At 59.6% G+C, this 17,086-nt stretch carries 14 protein-coding genes; 5 read left to right on the top strand and 9 right to left on the bottom strand.

Annotation, left to right across the window (positions count from 1 at the left end; genetic code table 11):
- Nucleotides 1–5 precede the first annotated feature (5 nt).
- From gmhB to BLU17_RS24120, 3 genes are all read left to right on the top strand, one after another.
- Nucleotides 6–569 (top strand): D-glycero-beta-D-manno-heptose 1,7-bisphosphate 7-phosphatase, encoded by a 564-nt coding sequence (gene gmhB, locus BLU17_RS24110; RefSeq protein ID WP_092002404.1) that lies wholly within the window; start codon nucleotides 6–8, stop codon nucleotides 567–569.
- 156 nt (nucleotides 570–725) lie between these two features.
- A complete protein-coding gene (locus BLU17_RS24115; protein ID WP_092002408.1) occupies nucleotides 726–1,487 on the top strand; it encodes a lysophospholipid acyltransferase family protein in 762 nt (253 codons plus the stop codon).
- A 166-nt stretch (nucleotides 1,488–1,653) separates the two neighbouring features.
- Nucleotides 1,654–2,547 carry a M48 family metallopeptidase gene (locus BLU17_RS24120; protein WP_092002411.1) on the top strand — a complete coding sequence of 298 codons (894 nt, stop codon included), beginning with the start codon at nucleotides 1,654–1,656 and terminating at the stop codon, nucleotides 2,545–2,547.
- 52 nt (nucleotides 2,548–2,599) lie between these two features.
- Here the strand turns inward: BLU17_RS24120 and BLU17_RS24125 are convergent, their stop codons facing one another.
- The 9 genes from BLU17_RS24125 to gloA all read right to left on the bottom strand — a co-directional run bounded on the left by BLU17_RS24125 (nucleotide 2,600) and on the right by gloA (nucleotide 14,881).
- Nucleotides 2,600–3,799: a polysaccharide pyruvyl transferase family protein gene (locus BLU17_RS24125; protein WP_092002414.1), complete on the bottom strand. Its 1,200-nt coding sequence runs from the start codon at nucleotides 3,797–3,799 to the stop codon at nucleotides 2,600–2,602.
- Nucleotides 3,796–4,974, bottom strand: a complete 1,179-nt coding sequence (locus tag BLU17_RS24130; RefSeq protein WP_092002418.1) for a glycosyltransferase — start codon at nucleotides 4,972–4,974, stop codon at nucleotides 3,796–3,798. The genes BLU17_RS24125 and BLU17_RS24130 overlap by 4 nt, the downstream gene beginning before the upstream one ends.
- A gap of 7 nt (nucleotides 4,975–4,981) precedes the next feature.
- Nucleotides 4,982–6,022 (bottom strand): EpsG family protein, encoded by a 1,041-nt coding sequence (locus BLU17_RS24135; protein WP_092002421.1) that lies wholly within the window; start codon nucleotides 6,020–6,022, stop codon nucleotides 4,982–4,984.
- Between the two features lie 46 nt (nucleotides 6,023–6,068).
- Nucleotides 6,069–8,258: a glycosyltransferase gene (locus BLU17_RS24140; protein ID WP_092002424.1), complete on the bottom strand. Its 2,190-nt coding sequence runs from the start codon at nucleotides 8,256–8,258 to the stop codon at nucleotides 6,069–6,071.
- Nucleotides 8,255–10,501 (bottom strand): polysaccharide biosynthesis tyrosine autokinase, encoded by a 2,247-nt coding sequence (locus BLU17_RS24145; RefSeq protein WP_092002427.1) that lies wholly within the window; start codon nucleotides 10,499–10,501, stop codon nucleotides 8,255–8,257. The genes BLU17_RS24140 and BLU17_RS24145 overlap by 4 nt, the downstream gene beginning before the upstream one ends.
- Nucleotides 10,498–11,046: an arsenate reductase/protein-tyrosine-phosphatase family protein gene (locus BLU17_RS24150; protein ID WP_092002430.1), complete on the bottom strand. Its 549-nt coding sequence runs from the start codon at nucleotides 11,044–11,046 to the stop codon at nucleotides 10,498–10,500. The genes BLU17_RS24145 and BLU17_RS24150 overlap by 4 nt, the downstream gene beginning before the upstream one ends.
- Before the next feature lie 167 nt (nucleotides 11,047–11,213).
- Nucleotides 11,214–12,431 (bottom strand): polysaccharide biosynthesis/export family protein, encoded by a 1,218-nt coding sequence (locus BLU17_RS24155; RefSeq protein ID WP_245747004.1) that lies wholly within the window; start codon nucleotides 12,429–12,431, stop codon nucleotides 11,214–11,216.
- A 28-nt stretch (nucleotides 12,432–12,459) separates the two neighbouring features.
- Nucleotides 12,460–13,869 carry an undecaprenyl-phosphate glucose phosphotransferase gene (locus BLU17_RS24160; RefSeq protein ID WP_092002433.1) on the bottom strand — a complete coding sequence of 470 codons (1,410 nt, stop codon included), beginning with the start codon at nucleotides 13,867–13,869 and terminating at the stop codon, nucleotides 12,460–12,462.
- Nucleotides 13,870–14,494: 625 nt separating this feature from the next.
- Complete coding sequence (gene gloA, locus BLU17_RS24165) at nucleotides 14,495–14,881, bottom strand: lactoylglutathione lyase (protein ID WP_092002436.1); 387 nt, start codon at nucleotides 14,879–14,881, stop codon at nucleotides 14,495–14,497.
- A 183-nt stretch (nucleotides 14,882–15,064) separates the two neighbouring features.
- On the opposite strand from gloA, the gene panE reads away from it, so the two are divergent.
- Together panE and BLU17_RS24175 are read left to right on the top strand one after the other, a co-directional pair.
- The gene (gene panE / locus BLU17_RS24170) at nucleotides 15,065–16,018 is read left to right on the top strand and encodes a 2-dehydropantoate 2-reductase (RefSeq protein WP_092002438.1); all 954 of its coding nucleotides are present in this window, start codon (nucleotides 15,065–15,067) and stop codon (nucleotides 16,016–16,018) included.
- A gap of 104 nt (nucleotides 16,019–16,122) precedes the next feature.
- Nucleotides 16,123–17,085 (top strand): DMT family transporter, encoded by a 963-nt coding sequence (locus BLU17_RS24175; protein WP_092002441.1) that lies wholly within the window; start codon nucleotides 16,123–16,125, stop codon nucleotides 17,083–17,085.
- The last annotated feature ends 1 nt before the right edge of the window (nucleotide 17,086 follow it).

Genomic DNA, 17,086 nt, shown 5'->3' on the forward strand with positions numbered 1-17,086 from the left:
ACGCCATGCCGACCAGTTCCAGCAGAAAACTCGTGATCCTCGACCGCGACGGCGTAATCAACCTTGACTCCGACGCGTTCATCAAGTCGCCCGACGAGTGGGTCGCGATCCCCGGCAGCCTCGAAGCGATCGCCCGCCTGAACCAGGCGGGCTACCGCGTCGCGGTGGCGTCGAACCAGTCGGGCATCGGCCGGGGCCTGTTCGACATGGCCACGCTCAACGCCATGCATGCGAAGATGCACCGCCAGGCCGCGGCCGTGGGCGGACGCATCGACGCGGTGTTCTTCTGCCCGCACACGGCGCAGGATCATTGCGACTGCCGCAAGCCGAAGCCCGGTATGCTCAAGATGATCGCGGAGCGCTTCGAGATCGACCCGGCCGACACGCCGGTTGTCGGCGACTCGCTGCGCGACCTGCAGGCAGGCGCGACGCTCGGCTTTCCCACGCACCTCGTGCGCACGGGCAAAGGAGAAAAAACGCTCGCTGCGGGCGGCCTGCCCGAAGGCACGAAGATCCACGACGATCTGCGCGGCTTCGCGCTCGACTTTCTCGCAAACGATCCTGCGTGAACACGCGGGCCATGGACGTCGATTCACGTCGACTCGCAGACGAAACTGCACGCCCCGTCGACCTTCACTGGCCGGCAATGACGTTAACCCGGCGGCACGGCGCCGCGCCGGACGAGATCCGGCCCGCGCCGCGCGCGCCTCAGACCGGCTCGACCGATGCGCTTTATCCGCTCCCTGCTGCTGTTCATCTACCTCATCGCCTACACGATGCCGTACGCAACGGCCTGCTTTATCGCGTTCCCGTTCATGAACGCGGCGCGGCGCTACTGGATGGCCGTGGGCTGGTGCCGCTCGACGCTCTTCGTCGTGCGCCATCTCAATGGCATTCGCTACCGCGTGCAAGGCATGGAGAACCTGCCGAACGGTCCGGCCGTGCTGCTCTCGAAACACCAGTCCGCATGGGAGACGCTGGCGTTTCCCGCGCTCATGCCGCGGCCGCTGTGCTACGTCTTCAAGCGCGAACTGCTGTTCGTGCCGTTCTTCGGCTGGGCGCTGGGCATGCTGAAGATGGTTCACATCAACCGCAAGGAAGGCAAGAACGCGTTCGCCTCGGTAACGCGCCAGGGCAAGCAGCGCATGGCCGAAGGCGCGTGGGTAATCATGTTCCCCGAAGGCACGCGCATACCGGTCGGCAAACAGGGCAAGTACAAGACCGGTGGCCCACGCTTCGCCATCGAGACGGGCGCGCCCGTAGTGCCGATCGCGCACAATGCCGGCCACGTCTGGCCCCGAAACTCGTTCATCAAATATCCGGGTATAGTCACGGTGTCGATCGGCAAGCCGATCGAGACGACCGGACTCACGCCCGACGAAGTGAACACGCGCGTGGAAAAGTGGATCGAAGCGGAAATGCGGCGCATCGATCCTGAAGCGTATCGCGAGACAGATGCTGCGGCGGCGAAAGCGGCGCGCATTTGACGCTCGAGGACTGCTGCCTCGGGCCGTGCGGAAGATTGCCGCGCATCTGCGCGCGCTGCTTGCGGGACTTGCGGGCGTTACCGCGCCACCAGACGAGGTCCGCGGACGGTCCACGAACCAGCGCACGCGCCCTCGCCGCGCACGCCCATCCGCACCAGACCTGACGATGCAGAAGTCCCCCACGCCGCGCCCGAACGCGGCACTCGACAACCGGCAACTCGACTTGCCGCTCTTTGCCGAACCGGCACCCGTCGGGGCGCCAGATGCAGCCTCGCCTTTTCTCGAACCGCCGCCATCTCCGTCGCCGGGAAAACCCGGCAAGGCGCCGCTTGCGCCGGACGGTACGCGGCTGCGTACTGTCGCGCTTGGCGCGCGCACGCTGCATTACCAGCTCAAGCGATCGTCGCGCAAATCGATCGGGTTTGCGATTGACGGGTCGGGGCTCAGCATCACCGCACCGCGATGGGTCACGTTGGCGGATATCGAAACGGCTATCGCTGAAAAGCAGCGGTGGATCTTCGCGAAACTCGCCGAGTGGCAGACGCGCACGGAGCAGCGCGCGCTGCCGCGCGTGAACTGGGGCGATGGGGCGCAACTGCCTTTTCTTGGCAAACCGGTTACTGTGAAACTCGGAGCGGCTTCGCTCGCATTCGACGAGGAAACTCGCGTGCTCGTGTTGCCGCTCCCGCCGCACGCGGACGCGCAGCAGATCAAGGACCGCGTGACCGGGTGGCTTCAGGCAGAGGCAAAGCGCATTTTTGGCGAGCGGCTCGACGTGTATGCGGCGAAGCTTGGCGTTGCCTTTCGGTCTTACGCGCTTTCTTCGGCGGCTACGCGCTGGGGAAGCTGTTCAAGCGAAGGCCGGATTCGCTTGAACTGGCGGTTGATTCATTTTCCGCTCTCCGTGGTGGATTACGTCGTCGCGCATGAACTGGCTCACCTGCGCGAGATGAACCATAGCCCTCGGTTCTGGGAAACGGTGGAGTCGATTTTTCCGGAGTTTCGCGAGGCGCGGAAGGCGCTTAAGCAGCATCCGCCGGAGATGGTGCCGGGGATGTGAACGTCGCGCCGAATCCGCTGAGTTACGTGCAGGGTCACGCGGCGTTCGAAAGCTATGCAGGACCGGCTCGCTCGCCGGCATTCGGTCGATCATTCTTCATCTCTTCGAGAAAGCGCCCGAATGCCTCCATGTGATCGGCCGCACGCGCGAATTGACGACTCTCGCATTTCGCCGCCAACATTTTCTTCACGGTCGCCACGCAGTCGGCCGCCGCCGGCAGTGGATCCCTCGGCCCCGGCAAGGCGCAATCGTTCAGGAACTCGACACACTTGCGCTGATAGCAAAACAGAAGAGCCGGAACGTCATAGACGTAGCTCGTAATCGCTCCGTGTAGCTTCGACGTCACCACGCAGGAAGCGTTTGCGAGCCGATCAACTACCTCCGCAATCGACCCCGCGTACCGGTAGCGACACACACGCACATGCTTCGGCTCGAAGAGCCTCGCGATATCTCCGGTTGCCGCCACGCTCTCTTCGTCGAGCGAGAGGAACATCACCTCGTCCGCCAGGCGCGACCGGTCAACCTCGTCCAATATTTCCAGTACTGTATCGGTGTAATCGTCCAGATGGATTGATACCACCAAGGTGCGCATTCGCGCGCGACCCCAAACAGGGGTATAAAGAGCTGGCAAGCAAAACGCGAGATCGCCCAGATTGGCCGGACGCCGACCGACCAACGCACTCACCGCTTTGACCGACGACTCATCGCGAACTGCAATACAGGACAACTGCTCGATGACGCCAGCAAACGCGCGTTGTCGTTCATCCGAGCTGAACGGCCCGACTGATACGCCTAGCGCTCCAAGGGGCCGCCGCAACCATGTACCGATGCGGGTAGTGAATCGCGCAAAGCCGATCGATGCATTTGCGCCAAACAACGTTCCGCCTCCAAAGACCACGGCGTCTGCGCAGGCGATCGCCGCAACATACGTCAGGCATCGTGCGAGCGCGCCGCCTGCTCCGCGTGCCCGCCAAAATCGCTGAACGAACGGAAGGCGGAAAGCACGTCCGAGTTCCCGTTTCGAAGAAGCGCCTACGACTTGCGCGACGAGATCTTCTCTCGACGTGCAAATCGCCTGGAGGATAAATCCAAACAAGTCATCGCCGAAATTGTTTCGGCCGTAAAATCCGAAAAAGGCAATCTTGAAGATTCCCCTCTTGCGCCTTTTGCCGATCGATTCCTCGCGGCGCCCTGGTTGGGCGGAAGCCCCCAGCGTCATGGCGACCGCGCTTTTCTTCTCGACATCCGTCATTCCATCACTCCGCCACGATTCAATTTCCCGAACGCCATCGATCTCGTCTTTGGAACACCTGCGGTTAGCAGACTGCGGTAAATGTGCACGTAAGAACGAAACAGACGCTCGCTGCCGAATCGTGCAAGCGCTTTTTCCCGCGCCGCCGCTCCCATACGCGCCCGCAACGGAGGATCGCCCGCGAGTTGCCTGACATACATTGCCAATTCGTCATCGTTGCTGGCCAGAAATCCGGTCACACCATGCTGGATCACGTCCCGATTCCCGACGACGCGACTGCCGATCGCCGGCAATCCCAACGCTTGCGCTTCTATCAATGCGATCGGCATTCCCTCCCACAGCGAGGGAAGAACAAACAGATCGCATTCGGCCAGACGCTGGCGCAAATCCGACGTGGTTACCCATCCCGTTAATTCGACAACGCTCCGATCGACCCATGCATTCACCGAATCGGCATCGCCATCGCCAAACCAGACAAATTTCGGCGGCGGGCCGACGCGCTTGTCCCCGCTGATCGATCGTGCGAGCTTCGAAAACCGCCAAGGCGCCTTTTGATATGCCACCCGGCCCGATGTGCATATCGTTGTCGTGCGGCCTTCAACACCCATTTTGCGAGTTGTCAGTGCGGTCGTATCGATAGCGTTCTCCACCAGACCTATTCGCTGCGCGTGGCCCAGCAGGCGGCTGGCATATTGGCGCTCGCTTCTCGAACAGGCCACGATGTTTCCGCCCATCGCGTGAAGCAGACGTTCGATAATCAGATAGAACCTGGCTTTCCTTTTCGATATATCCTGCTTGAGAAACGAAAATCCATGCGGTGAATAGATTGTCCGGCCGGCCATGCCCAGCGATCGCGCGACAACTCTCCCGAGCGCGGCAGCCTTGGACGAATGCAAGTGAATAATATCCGGTCGCGTTTTCCATATTTCATGAAATAGCGCAATTGTCGAAGCAACGTCATGAACTCCAATGTCGGTCTTCATACCGACCACACGTCGACGAATCCGCTTGTCGAGAGTCTTGTCAAGTTCTGCTTCCGACGGGGTATCCGCTCGTATGGAATGAACGATCGTTACATGGTCGCCCGCGCTGACCTGCCGGTTTGCGAGTAGAGCGATGCAATGAAGAACCCCGCCCCCGAGAGCCTCGGTCACGTGCATAATGTTTTGCCGCATAAACCTCTTACTCCATTTGTTCCAGCGCAGGGGCAACCCGATAGGGTAAAAACGGCGACTCTGTTCGTCCGGTCTCGCCCGACATGTTGTGTGCGCGTCCCGCCAGGGCAATCAACCCAATTAGAAAAAGCCAGCCCAGGAGTCGCGCACTGACTCGACCGTGCCGCGGCGCAAATTGCCGCCACATGACCGAGACCATAAGCACGAAAAGTAGCAACTGGAAACGCATTCCCGCGTACGTGATTTGGGTCAGCAGATAAAAGAGCGCGCAAAGGATTCCGAAGACCCACCAACCTGCGGTCGGGATGTTAAAGTCGCGACGATTTAAAACCATGACAGCCAGTAACAAACCCTGCAATATGAGGAAAAGCAGACCGGACGAGGCATTCGGCGCTGACATCTCACCGTATAGATTTGCTTTCTCACCGAGGTACGCCGGAAGCAGAAATGACGCAACGGTTGCCAAAAAAAATAAGCCAATAATGACCAGTTTTTTTCCAGGTCGCGTTGCCGCCAAAAAAATCAGGAACAACAGAATGGAAGAAAAATGCGTACCGGTGGCGATCAACGCAAATACTGCGTAACGAACAGGACGCTGCTCCGGCGGCACGCGCGTGGCGATGAGAAAGATCGACGCCGCGAGTCCAAATCTCATAACGTTCATCGTCAGTTCGTAAAACATCGCGGGGACGAGCACCAGGCCACCGAACCACGCGCCATAGCGATCCTTCGAGATTGCCCACAGGAGCAGCAGGCACGTCGTCAGCGATATGCCATTTACGACAAACCGGGGGTCTGGATATATCGTCCACAGGAGCAACGCATAGCCATTGAAGAACGGTTCGCCGCCGTAGCTGCCGCCTTCGCCAAGCGCTCTGAACGCGTCGTAGTAAGCGGCGGTATCCGTCCCGCAATGGCCTCGTAGCACCACCAACGCGACCATCGGAATCGACGCGATCGCAATGACGACCGAATTGGTCCCGCCATAGCTGATGCAGAGCGCCACTCCGAGATAGAAAACTAGCAGAGGGAAAAGGTAATAAGCCATATAGCGTCATGCCTGATGCAGGCGCACCTCATAATCGGCATTTCTTCTATGCAAATTTTCTTGCGAGGATGCATCGTCGCAAGTACTTCGCGGCGCTCAGCACTGAAAAACACATCCATTCCGCTCTACTGATCGCACCGATTTTCCAGAAATGACGATAATTGTCCTGCTCACCCTTTTGGATCTTCCAGAGTTGGGCGCTCAATCCGGTTGCGGCGCCGAACTGCGCCTTATACACATAGGAGAGCGGCGTCGAAAACAAATATCCTGCCCCTCGATCAACGAGGCACACGCCGAGGAGCATGAAATAGTCTTCCGCGTGACGCTTGCTTTCATCAAAACGCGCCGCGCAATCCGCGCGCATGACAATGCTTGACGGTGTAAAGCGGTTCGAAAAGAGCACGCGCCAACGGGGCACGACCTTGGGCTCGCCCACGGCCGGAAGCGGCTGCACGGAGACGTCGGTTGACTCGTCTATCTGGACCACGGGGTGTCCGGTAATCGCCACACCGGGATGGCGGCTCATCCAGCCATACTGGATTTCGAGCTTCTCCGGATGCCACGTATCATCCGAATCCAGAAATGCAATATAAGGTTGCGACGCGTGCTCCCAGCCCACATTGCGAGCGCGCCCAGGACCACTGTTCCGATCCAGATCTACGACGCGTATCCAGCCTGCCTCATAGCGATCGGCCAGGCTTCGCAGTCTGATAGGCGTCGCATCCGTACTGCAATCGTTGACCAGAATCACCTCCCTCGGAGCGAGCGTCTGGCCCGCAAGCGATTCCACTGCCCGCTCGATCGTCCGACTGCAGTTGAAGCACGGAATGATCACGCTCACCTGTGCCGAAGCGTCGCGATCTTTCGCCTCCGAGCCGATGGCCGTATCGAAAGACGGAAGGCTGTCGCGCGTGTCGTTCTCACCCATCCGGCATGGCTGCTTCGCTGCGCTCTTGACGGCCACTCGCAGCAAGTAGCGCCGCGCGCTGAGAATCGACAAGGCGGCCCAAACCGTCTCACCGACAATCGCTGAAAATGCCGCGCCCCACAGGCCCCATGTCGGAATGAACGTAAAGCCCGCAGCGGTACTCGCCACTATTGCGGCCATTGCGCAATAGTTGCGTATTCGGAGCAGGTTTGACGTTGTCATGATCGACGATGTACTCGTCGTGAGGAATCGAAGCGGTACGCATATAGTCATGAGGATAACTACGGGAACAGCAGTCAGATATTTCTCCCCGAATATCAGTGGAACCGCGAACGGCACCACCAACGCAGTGATTCCGGCAACGAGAATCCCCGAAGCGATCATCCAATAGTTGCCTCTGCGCCATGCTTTCAGCAGGCGCTCGTCGCCCAGCGCCGCCCATCGGTGAAACCGTGGCATGAGTAGCTTCTGAAACAGCACGCTCGGCCCAAGGTAGAGCCCGGACAAAATTGTCGTCGCCACGCTATAAGCAGCAATGTCGCGCGCGGTTCCTAGATGCGTGAGCACGATAATCCCGCTTTGCCCATATGCGTAAAAGAGCAGACTGGCAAGGCCAAACGGCATGGCACCTCGCCCTACGTCGACCATTGTCGGCTCCCCTGTCTGCCGCTGTGCGGCATAGGCGGCAGGTCTATCCCCGTGCCCAGCGATATTTGCTTTGCCGTTCCGGAGAGAAGCGATCGATAACCACGCGCCGATGGTGACGATTGCGGCGACTACATCGAATCCGAAAGCGATAGACTCGCTTCCCAAACCTAGGGCACTGCACATCAACAGAAGTGCAATTCGGCCTCCGCTCTGAAGAATCTGCCAAATTGCCACATACCCAAAACGTTCCTCGATCTGAAACCTCGCCGCAGCCATCTCTATGGCACTTTGCGCAGGCAGGACTGGCAGCAGCATGACGATGCTGGTTCGCACTTCGGCGCTTTGCGTACACGCCCATAAGCTCGCGATGACGACACACACCAGAGAACTGCAAAGCACAAACCGCACGGACGCGTTCATCCACCTGAATGCGGTCCATCCTTCGGATCCAAATATCTTGAGCCAATATGCAGGGATACCAAACCCAACGGCGGGAGCGATGAGTGTAATTACCGCCATTGCGGACGAAAAATTGCCGAAATCGGTTGGCGTCAGGCTTCTCGCAAGTGCGACTTGTACCGCAAACGCACATACCGCCGATACGAGCGCGCTGGCCGTCAATAGCGACAGACTCCACGTGTCGCGGGCTCGCGTGCTCATTGACTTCCGCCCGCAACGCTCTGTTCCGCGCGGCCGTATTTATAGGTGCCGTATCTGATGCCGTAGCGGAAATGCCCTGCTCTCGGATCGATGCCGTTCAGGATCACACCGTTCACTTCGACTTCGACCATGCCGAGGCGCCGCTCGCATTCCTCCAGTTCGGCGATTCTTGTCGTGCCTGCGCGAGCGACCAGGAATACGTTTCCCTTAGCCAGAGGCGCAAGAGTCTCTGCATCTGAAACCGGCAAGACGGGCGCCGTATCGAGAATTACGACATCGTAGATCTCTGCCAGTGTCTTGAATAATCCAGCAACGCCTGGATCTGTAAGGAGATCGCCGGCGTTTTTCTTCGGGCTTCCCGCGCTAAGGAATTCCAGATTCGATTGGCCAATCCTCCTCACCGATTGCTCGATGCTCGCGATACCAGCAATGACATCGCTGAGCCCCGTTCCGCCGAGGCTCCCGAATGAGTCGCTCAGAGCCGAGCGCCTCAAGTCGCAATCAACCAGCAAAACGCGCTTACCGGAGCTCGCGATCAACGCCGCGACATTTGACGATATGAACGATTTTCCGATCGACGGCGAAGGACCTGTGAACATGACGATGTTGTTCGATGCATCCACCATCGAAAACTGGAGCCCGGTCCGGAAGCTTCTCAGACTCTCGATTGCTGGATCGGCAGGGTCGGCGAACGCCAGGAGTCTCGTGCGCCTGGCAGTCCGGAACCGGCGCAGTACTCCTGAACGATAAGCCCGACTCAATGGAACGACGGAGGCCACCTTCAGGTCGGTTTCTCGCTGAATTTCGCGTGAATCCGAAATTCCACCATACAGCTTATCCCTGATCCATGCGGCGCAGATCGCAGTGAACGCCGCGAATATCAGGACAGCTAGCGCAAGGATCATGCGCCGAAAACGCATGGGGCGATCAGGCGCCACGGCGCCATCGAGTATTCGGACGTTAGCCATGCGTCCGGCGCGCAGCAGTTGCAATTGCTCTATGTTGTTCAGAAGGCCGACATAAAGATCGCTGTTGACCTTGACGTCTCGAGCGGTCTGCGCGATCTTTCTTTCGGTATCAGGCAACTGACTGATTCGCTGCGCCAAAGCCGCCGACTCGCCGCGCAACACCGAAATCTCTCGATCCAATGCCACGATGGTCGGGTGGCCCGACGCGTACAGTTGCGCGGCAGCCGCACGCTTTTGCTCGAGCTGCACCAGTGCGGTTTCAGCATCCGCGGACCGCTGGAGAGCGCTTGCCGCTTCCGCATCGACGTTAACCGACCCCAATGTACGCCGTGCCTCCGCGTAGGCACGCTCAGACGCGTCCAGCTTTTCCCGCAGCGCGGGGACCTGGCCCAGGAGAAACTTGAGCGAGCGCTCCGCATCTTCGGTCTTGCGCGCTTCGTCCTGCTTGACGTATCGGCTGGCAATGTCATTCAGGATCGCCGCGATCAATGAAGCGTCGGTGCCGCGCAGACGGACACGGAGAACGTTTGAATCCTTGCCCTGCTGACTTATCGAAATATCGCGCTGAAGTCGATTGATGGTCTCCAGCCGAGATTCGCGGCTGATTTCGAATCGCGCTCCAGCGTGCGCCGTAATGGAGGCAACATTCAGCGTGACGGGTCCGGCTTCGGTAAGGAATGTCTCATCGCGGCCGGTCTGGCCGATGGCTGCACCGTCCATGCCTGGCCCAGTAAGCCGGTATTTCCCCTGTGCAATGAGAGTCAGGTTGAATTTTGCTCCCTCAAGTTCGTCAGGCACGTCGAAGCGGGCGACGTCAATTCGCTCCTGGCCCCACGTGAACCCCCCGAGACCAAACAAGCCTGGTTTCGAGAGCCCTTTAACGTTGCGCGCAATCGCATTCCCAACGATCGGAAATCGTGCCGGCGAGGCATCAATGAACAGCCGAAGACTGTCGACGGCTGCCGAAATGACCGATCGCGACTGGATCACCTGCGTTTCGGTATCCATCGACGACTTCACGTTGAACATCGCCGCGATATCCTGCCCAAGCAACGACGACGCCGTCGTGCTGGCATCACTCTCGTCGACTTGCGTGAGGATGTCGGCTTCGTACACTGGATCCGATAGCAATACCGCAGCCAGGCCTAACACAACTACGATTCCGAATATCCAAAGCATCATGCTCCGGTAGATGATGAATACATCCAGCAGTACAGCGAGCTTGAATTCCTGGTTTTCCGAATCGCTTGAATGCGAGAGAATTGGTGTGTTCACTTCCCGATCCTGTTTTCTACAGACGAGGAATGATCCACCTCCTCCCCTATATATTTAGACCATCGAATTATTGATTCCTTCAACAGATCTCGACAGACGCGAAATTTCTCAAATCCGCAATTAACCGGATCATCAATATCGACATCAAAAAAATGCCCGATGCGAAATACTTTTCCGCGAGCGTGCGGAAATAGCCGGTGCAGATCGGCCACCTGTTCGCGACTCATCGTTAAGATGAGGTCGGCTTCGCCAACCAGCTCGCGCGAGATGCGCGTGGCCTTGTGCCCACTGATATCGATGCCTAGCTCCTTAATCGCCGCCACCGAGAACGGCGCCGCCAATCGACCCGGTTCTGCGTCGAAGCCTGCAGACGAGACAGAGATAGCCGGAAAAGACTGCTTGAATAACGCTTCCGCCATGGGGCTTCGGCACACGTTAGCGTGACAAAGAATGATTACATTGGAAAACATTGGAGCTTCTTCCCGATTTTTTCCGGTTACGGGCGCCTTGCGCCGCGTGTCTTTCCCGAACGTCAAACGTTCCATATCACGGCACCTGCAATGGCAATCTCGTATTCATCGCTGGAGAAGATCACCCGGATTCCGCACCGCGCGCCAGGCAGAACCGTGGATCGAACAACAGGGCATCTCGCCAATGCGACCAGGATCGCGCTCACCGCGGATGCCGGTTCACCGGCTCAAAACGCGCCGGGTCATTTCGCCACCAGTCCTGCTGTCAGCCCCGCATTGATCGCGGGAATCAGCAGCGTCAACACACGATTGAAGCGAACGAGGCCGTTACCATCCACATAGACGACGTCCTTGGGTTGCAAGTCGAATTCTTTCGCGACAAGCATGGCTACCGGCGAACGCCCGTCGAGATGGAAGACCTCTGGCTTACTGCTCAAGGTCCCACGAATCACGAACATTTGCGCAGCATCGGCCGTTGACGAATTCACGCTGCCCGCCTGCGCGATGGCGTCTGCCAGCGTGATGCGGCCGGTGCGACGCGGAATGGCAGAGACTGGCTTGTTGACCTCGCCCATCACGTACACGTCGTTTTCGTCGCGCGCCGTGACGCGCAACACGTCGCCAGGACGGAGATAAAGGCGCGACGGGCTGACACCACGTGCCAGCATTTGCGTCAGATCGATGTGCAGCGTCGTTTCTTTACGGATAACCACGAGATCGCTCTGGTCGGCTGTATCGGCGAACCCGCCCGCGCGCGAAATGGCTTCATATAGCGACATCGGCACGTCGTTTACTGCGACGACACCGGGATTGCGCACTTCGCCGTCAACATAAACCTCATGCGCGCGGTACGACGCCATGCGCACGGTCACCTGCGGTTTGACGAAGTATTTTGCTAGTGCGGACGCCAGACGGAGCCTCACCTCTTCGATACGAAGCCCCGCCACATGCATTGTGCCGGCGTAGGGAAAGCTCAGATTGCCCGACTGATCCACGACGAAGCCCGAGAATGGGTCGCCGGGGCGCGTTGACGCCTGCGACTGCGTTCCACCCATGGCCGCTGCAATCTCCGGATGATCCCAGACGACGATCTGCAGCACGTCGCCAACTCCGATGGTATAAGCCTGCGGCACGGTGGAAAGCAGATCCAGCTGAGCTCGCTGGTCCTTGGCGCGGTCTTCCTGCATGCGCCGCACAAGTGCAATGTTCAGCTCCGTGACGGGCAATTCAGGCGTGGATTCGGTCGCGTCGACCACGTGCGTCGCCGTGGGCGCGCCCGCCACTTCCGTAGATGCGGCGGTGGCCGCCGGCGCGCGAGGAGAAGTGGACATGCGCATACCCGGCGCGACGACGCACGCGCCCAACATCGAACACAGCACGGTAGCCGCACTCCATCCGGAAATCCGAAGCGCGCCAGCGTGTAGCGTGCGCCATGTCTTCTGAGAAAACGAGCTTTTCATTCGTTTCACCACTTCCACATTTCCACGATCAGTAAGCGTTACGATGAACAAGCCCTTTGAAGATCGTGGCGATGACAATTCGGACGTCTAGCCAGAAGGACCAGTTTCTGAGGTAATAAAGATCGTGTGCGACACGCCCCTGCATCTTCTCGATGCGATCGGTCTCGCCACGAAAGCCATTGATCTGCGCCCAACCCGTAATGCCCGGCTTGATACGATATCGATGGATGTATCCGTCCACGATGTCCCGATAAAGCTCGTCGTGCTCAATGGCGTGAGGACGCGGCCCGACAATGGACATTTCCCCACGTAAGACATTGAGGAATTGCGGTAGCTCGTCGAGGCTCGTGCGACGCAGGAACGCGCCAACCCGCGTGATGCGCGGGTCATTACGCGTAGCCTGTTTCAGCACCCCTTCTGCCTCGACGTGCACACGCATACTGCGAAATTTGTAGATGTTGAAGATCTTCCCGTTCGCACCCTTGCGGCGCTGTATGAACAGCACAGGGCCCGGCGACGAGTACTTCACGGCCACGGCGATTGCGAGAAAAACAGGTGCGAGAAACAGCACGACACACAGTGCGAACACGCGGTCGAACAATTCCTTACCGATCAGCCAATGCGACGAAACCGGAGACGCCACCAGATTGATAGCGGACGTCCCGTCCAGATTCGCCATACTCGCATTGAAGACCGTAAGACCGCTCACATCCGGGATGAAACGGATATTGATCAGGTCGCTGCGAAACAGCCTAAGGAAAGGGATGATCGTCTGCCCCTCCGAAAGAGGCACGGCAAGCCACAGTTCTTCGATACGGGTATTGCGGATGTATGCCGCAAACGCTTCGCGGTCGCGGAAGGTCGGCAAGCCCGGAGGATTGGCATGAGCTTGCGGATCGGTGTCGAACACAGCAGTCACGCGATACATGGAATCTCGCGTTGTGCTTACCTTGCGAATGAGCTGCTGGCAATGCCCCGAGTTGCCGACAACTGCAACCGTGCGTATTCGGGTACCTTGCCCCATCAGCCTCAGACAGACTCCATGCGCAACGACGCGAGGGAGCACAACGCCGGTCGCCGAAACGAACGCCCATGTCTCGAGCCACTCAATGGAAGGGCGATACGCGTGATGCAGCGCCATGACGCAGAAGCACGAGGCGCACAGCGCAAACAGCCACGCAAGCATGGGAACGCAGACGCAGCGCCAGAAAACGCGCTGGCGCGAAATGCAGTACATTCCGCACGCGGGGAAGAGCATGAGCGAGACCAGAATGGAAATCGACACCAGGGCGCTGTCGCACCCCGACCAATCGGAAATACGGAGCGAACCGGTAGTGAGGACTGCGCCTGCGGCAATCACAGCGGCGTCTGAGAAACGCGCCAGCGTGCCACCATTCCAGATGTGCACTGAAGTATCGGTATGAGCAGTCGAAAGCATAGACTCTTCTTCGCCATGGCTGCGATCGCAGTAGATCGATGCAGACACACCTTTGAGAACGTGATGGCGCGAACAGGACTCGTTGAGGCGAATCCCGGAACAACCTGCAACCGGTCGACGTACTGGCGTACGCAGCGTTCTTTCACTCTTTCGCAAACCGGTTTCTACTTGATGGGCTGAAAAACGGAGTCTCGCTTAAGGTCGCCCTTGCGTATATAGGAAGATTCTTAAATGATAAGAATCCAAACGGGGGAGATTGTTAAATGGCCCGTATCCGCACGGTGCCAGGCCGATGGCACACAATCCAAAGTCAAATCACGGGACGATTCAAGCAAAGCGACGGCCGGCAGAAATTCTTCTTGAAATATTCGGTTCAGCTCATCGAACCAGGAATACGGAATTTCGTCGTGAGCAGCAGAATTAGCGCATGAACCATGCGGAATCGAACTCGCCGAAAGCGACGGAATTCATGTCTCGAATGAGACCAAAAGGCTTTATATATTTTAATTTTTATAAAATGCCCAATAACTACCTTTCAAGTTCCGGACATTCGGTAATTCGACTTAAGGACAAGTGAATTTAAAAAGGCGACATCATCGCATCCGACATCGCCCCGAGAAGCAGATTACTTCTTCCGCTGAATAAACTCGATCTTGTAGCCATCCGGATCGGTCACGAAGGCGATCACGGTCGTACCGTGCTTCATCGGCCCGGCCTCGCGCACCACCGTCCCGCCCTGCTCCTTGATCTTCGCGCAGGCAGCGTAGGCATCCTCCACCTCCACCGCGAGGTGTCCAAAGCCGGTGCCAAGGTCGTAGCTGGCGGTGTCCCAGTTGTGCGTCAGCTCGATCACCGTGCCGTCGCGCTCGTCCGAATATCCGACGAAAGCCAGCGTGAACTTGCCTTCGGGGTAGTCTTCGCGGCGCAGCAGTTTCATGCCGAGCAGTTCGGTGTAGAACTTGATCGAGCGATCGAGGTCGCCGACCCGGATCATCGTGTGCAGCAAGCGCATCGTGTACTCCGTTTTGCCGTCGTCAAAAACCGGACTGTACCAAAAACCCGCCGCCCCTGCCGGCGTCGGCAAGATGCGCCGATTTGTTCTAGCATGGACGCGATCCCGAATTTGCTGCCGCTCGCGGCGCGGCAAATTCGCTGACTGACTGCAAGCGACAAGCGTCATAAACGAGGAGTGGATATGCGGATTCTGGTTGTCGGCGCCGGTGCAACTGGCGGCTACTTCGGCGGGCGGCTCGCCGCCGCGGGGCGTGACGTGACGTTTCTCGTGCGCGAGGCGCGCGCGGCGCAGTTGCGCGACGCCGGTCTCGTGATCCGCAGTCCGGCCGGCGATCTCACGCTGCGCGACGTCAAGACCGTCACGCGCGAGACGCTCGAGGTCCCAGGCGAGAAGCCGTTCGATCTCGTCCTGCTGAGCTGCAAGGCCTACGATCTCGACAACGCCATCGATTCGTTCGCGGCTGCCGTGGGGCCGAACACGTCGATCCTGCCGCTGCTGAACGGCATGCGCCACCTCGAAGTCCTGCAGGCGCGTTTCGGCACGCAGGCCGTGCTGGGCGGTGTCTGTCTGATCGCTTCCACGCTCAACGAGAAACGCGAGATCGTGCATCTGAACGATGTGCAGGCCATTACGTTCGGCGAACTGGGCGGCGGCGTCTCGCCGCGCGTGCAGGCGGTCGCGGACCAGCTCGGCAACGCCGGCTTCCACGCGAAGGCGAGCGAGCACATCCTCCAGGAGATGTGGGAAAAGTGGGTGTTCCTCGCGGCGCTCGCCGGCAGCACCTGTCTTTTCCGCGCGCCGATTGGCGTGATCCTCGCCACGCCCGACGGCGCGGCGATCATCGAGCGCCTCTTCGCCGAATGCCGCGCGATCGCTGCCGCACATGGCCATGCCGTGCGCGACAGCTTCCTCGAACGTTCGCGCGCGATGCTGTTCGCAACGGGCTCGTCGCTCACGGCCTCCATGTTGCGCGATGTGCTGAACGGGGCGCGCATCGAAGCCGACCACGTGCTCGGCGATCTGATCGAGCGAGGCGGGGCGGCGCAGCAGGACGCGTCGAACGAGCTTTCGGTGCTGCGCGTCGTCTATAGCCAGCTCAAGGCCTACGAGGCACAGCGCAACCAGGCGGCCTGAGCGCGGCGCATGCGCCTTCCCCTTGCGGCGTAGGGGCTTCGTCGGCCCGTCGTAAGCTTTTTTGCTATCGTAACGCTCCGCCATTTCTCGCCGAGCGTTCTTCGATGAGCACTGCCGCTTTGCCCGCGCGCCGCGCGCCCGACAGCCAGGCTGTCCTCCTCATGATCGCCCTCTGCGCGATCTGGGGTTTCCAGCAGGTCGCGATCAAGAGTGCGAACGCGTCGGTGCCGCCCGTCTTCCAGGCGGGCTTGCGCTCCGCCATTGCCGCATTGCTCGTGTGGGGCTGGGCGCGCGCCCGGGGCACGCCGCTCTTTCGGGCCGACGGCACGCTCGCCGCGGGCTTGCTCGCGGGCGGCCTGTTCGCCGCGGAGTTCGTCTGCATCTTCATCGGACTCGCGATGACGAGCGCCTCGCGCATGGCCGTGTTTCTCTATACCGCGCCGTGCTTCATGGCGCTCGGGCTGCACTGGTTCACGCCCGGCGAGCGCATGCGCCGTGCGCAGTGGATCGGCGTGACGGTGGCGTTTCTCGGCATGGCGCTGGCCTTCGCAGATGGTTTCGCGCACAACGGATCGTCGAGCGGCAGGCATGCGATGCTCGTCGGCCTGGCGGGCGACGCGCTCGGCGTGCTCGCCGGCGCGATGTGGGCGGCGACCACGGTGGTCGTGCGCTCCACCCCGCTTGCGCGCGTGAGTGCGAGCAAGGCGCTCTTTTATCAGCTTACGGTTTCGGCGGTCGTACTGCTCGCGCTCGCGGCGGCGCTCGGCCAGGCGGAAGTGCGCGCGGTCACACCGCTCGCGGTGATGAGCCTCGGCTATCAGGCCGTGGTGGTGGCGTTCGTCAGCTATCTGACATGGTTCTGGCTGCTTACGCGCTATATGGCGTCGCGCCTGTCCGTCTTTTCGTTTCTCACGCCGCTCTTCGGCGTGACGTTCGGCGTGCTGTTGCTCGGGGAGACGTTCAGCAGCCGCTTTCTCGCGGCCGCCCTGCTCGTGCTTGCGGGCATCGCGCTCGTGAACGTGCCTGCGAAAGGGCCCGCGAAGGAGCCCATGAAGCGGCGCGCCTGAC

Source organism: Paraburkholderia lycopersici, from assembly GCF_900096975.1.
GTDB classification, from domain to species: domain Bacteria; phylum Pseudomonadota; class Gammaproteobacteria; order Burkholderiales; family Burkholderiaceae; genus Paraburkholderia; species Paraburkholderia lycopersici.